The sequence below is a fragment of the Vibrio sp. 10N.261.52.A1 genome (assembly GCF_002876325.1).
GTDB classification, from domain to species: domain Bacteria; phylum Pseudomonadota; class Gammaproteobacteria; order Enterobacterales; family Vibrionaceae; genus Vibrio; species Vibrio chagasii.
Genome location: NZ_MCYD01000153.1, coordinates 1 through 2,700 on the forward strand (window position 1 = coordinate 1; position 2,700 = coordinate 2,700).

At 42.1% G+C, this 2,700-nt stretch carries 3 protein-coding genes; all 3 read right to left on the reverse strand.

Annotation, left to right across the window (positions count from 1 at the left end; translation table 11 throughout):
* Positions 1-143: 143 nt before the first annotated feature.
* Entirely contained in the window at positions 144-386 is a 243-nt protein-coding gene (locus BCT81_RS02080; RefSeq protein WP_102423110.1) for a hypothetical protein, read from the reverse strand.
* A 65-nt stretch (positions 387-451) separates the two neighbouring features.
* A complete protein-coding gene (gene ulaG, locus BCT81_RS02085) occupies positions 452-1,519 on the reverse strand; it encodes an L-ascorbate 6-phosphate lactonase (RefSeq protein WP_102423111.1) in 1,068 nt (355 codons plus the stop codon).
* A 122-nt stretch (positions 1,520-1,641) separates the two neighbouring features.
* Positions 1,642-2,397 carry an HTH-type transcriptional regulator UlaR gene (gene ulaR, locus BCT81_RS02090; RefSeq protein ID WP_061032088.1) on the reverse strand — a complete coding sequence of 252 codons (756 nt, stop codon included), beginning with the start codon at positions 2,395-2,397 and terminating at the stop codon, positions 1,642-1,644.
* Positions 2,398-2,700 lie beyond the last annotated feature (303 nt).

Below are 2,700 nucleotides of genomic sequence, written 5' to 3' on the forward strand. Positions count from 1 at the left end.
AATAAAGGGACTTAATTGTAAGAATTATTTTTATCGAGTGGATTAATAAATGCTTATCTCTTTAAGTCATTTATCTCCTGAATGTTTGGCTATTTGGCTGGTAAGTATCACTTATTGGCTTGCATGAGAGATTAACGCGTTGATTATAAATGTTGAATATCAATCTCTTGATAAGGGAAGCCAATGGCCTTAGCTGCATTTAGCAAGGCTTGCTGACTCTTAAATACCCTCGGCTGCATCTTTCTGTCAGACTCAAGAAAACTGTTTACTCCCGATTTATGACTCTTTACGAGCAGGTAATAACCATTAGTTCCTGGTGGAATCACTCCAATTGCAGCTTTCAAATCTCCCCGGCCAAAGTGCTCTTTGAATTCACGTAGCAACATACCACTTCCTTATTTGAATATTAAAAAAGGGAGCAAAGTGCTCCCTTATTGAGTGAGGTTAATGATTATAGGAATGCGCGGTAAGGCAGTTCTGGATCATTCTTGAAGATGTCAGCAAAGCCACGGAAGTGCTGGTAGTGCATGCGACCTTTGTCTGTTGGGTAAGTGTATTTACCACCCACTTGCCAGAAGAAAGGTGCGAAGCTGTATTGAAGACGCTCTTTCTTCATGTTCCATAGCATTTCGATTTCACGAGGATCGTTTTGGAAGTTAGCCCAGATGTCATGGTGGAATGGAACAACCACTTCACAGTTCAGAGACTCAGCAGCACGAAGAATATCTGAAGACGTCATTTTATCAGTCACGCCACGTGGGTTTTCACCGTAAGAAAGCAGTGCTACATCGATTTTGTGGTCGTTACCGTGCTTCGCGTAGTAGTTCGAGTAGTGAGAGTCACCAGAGTGATAAACAGAGCCGCCAGTTGTTTCTACCAAGTAGTTCACTGCGCGATCATCCATGCCATCCAGAATGTCTTTATCGATAGAAGACGTACCTTCTGGAAGAGTAACAAGCGCTGTACGGTCGAATGCGTCTAGAACCTTGATGTTTACGTCTTTGATGCGAATCTCGTCACCAACTTTAGCGATAACACAACGATCTTCTGGCACACCCCATTTCATCCATAAATCAACACACGCTTTAGGACCAATGAATTTCACGTGATCGCCACAGTTTTGCAGAACTGCTGCTGCAACGTTGATGTCAATGTGGTCACCGTGGTCATGTGATGCCATTACCGCATCAATTTCTTTAATCGCAAATGGGTCTAGAGGGAAGATAGCAGTACGTAGGTTTGGTTGAAGCGCTTCAACACCACCCATACGCATCATTTGGTGTTGGTTTTTCATTTTTTGAACCGCTTGTGTCTTCTTACCAGTACCACACCAGAAGTCCATTGATAGGTTTGCACCTTCTTCAGATTTTAACCAGATACCAGTACAGCCAAGCCACCACATAGAGAACGTGCCTGGTTCAACGACAGTTTGTTCAATCTCTTCATTTAACCATGTGCCCCACTCAGGGAATGTATTTAGGATCCAAGATTCGCGAGTGATTTCGTTTACATTGCTCATGATAATACCTTTTATTTCAATAATTTGATTAATTTTGGATGTAGGGAGCCGAGCGCCTTAATTTGGACTAAGGCACTGAGCTGAAATTTATTATTATTTGAGGGCGGGTTAGCCCATTAGATTTACACTAAGATGACTTGCGTCCCTTGAGCTTCAATCTTTTTAACCACGTCTGGGTTGGCATCTTTACCGGTGATTACGATGTCTATTTGCTTAGCATCGCAAAACAGCATTCCGGTCCTTTGTCCAACTTTAGAGCTGTCTACCACAACGACTAACTTGTCGACTTGTTCCAACATCTGTTGCTCGGCAACGGCGGTTAGCATGTCGGCTTTATAGAGGCCCGCATCAGTTAGCCCTTTACCAGACGTAAACATCCAGTTCCCGGCATAGCCACCCAAAGAGTTTGGTGCTGGGTTTAAAAAGATGTTTTGTGCCTTGTTGTATTGGCCACCAATGATGATCACGTCGTCATGATCTTCGTTGATCAGGTAGCTAGCGAGTGGGAAATAGTTCGTCACGATCTGAACGTCTTCTCCACATAGCTGCTGACCCAGTAGGAAAGCGGTTGAACCACAGTTTATGACTACGGTGTCACCCGCCTGACAAAGCTCGGCAGCGGCATGCGCTATTTGAGCTTTCTCTTCATAAAACTCAGTACTGTTGATATTGAGCGGTGACCACTTTCTCTTTTGGTTTTCTATTCTTTCGGCGCCATTTCGTACCTTTCGAAGTCTGCCTAGCTCATCTAATTTTGCGATATCACGTCTAGCCGTAGCCGGTGAAACACTAAAATTATCAATAATATGAGAGACGTTAATCGTCTGCATTTCTTCTAGTAACGACAGGATGCCGTTGTGTCTTTGCACTTCGTTCATATTTATCACTCTATTTGTCGCTGTGACAATTTGATGATTACTTTTGATTTGTTTTGATTCTAATAATCACATTTATGATTGTCAAATCCTTGCTGTTGTAAAACAAGACTTAAATCACAAGTTTTTATAAGTTGTTGTTTTTGTTGGCTTTTGTGTTTTTTGGTGTGATCCAATGCCCAATTACCCACATTCTAATGGTGGATAATTGACATAAATCAAAGTAATCACAAGTGAGCATTGAATGATTACTTTTGATTGTTAAAGTCTATCTCGTGAGCAAAACAAGACATCACTGAATCCTAC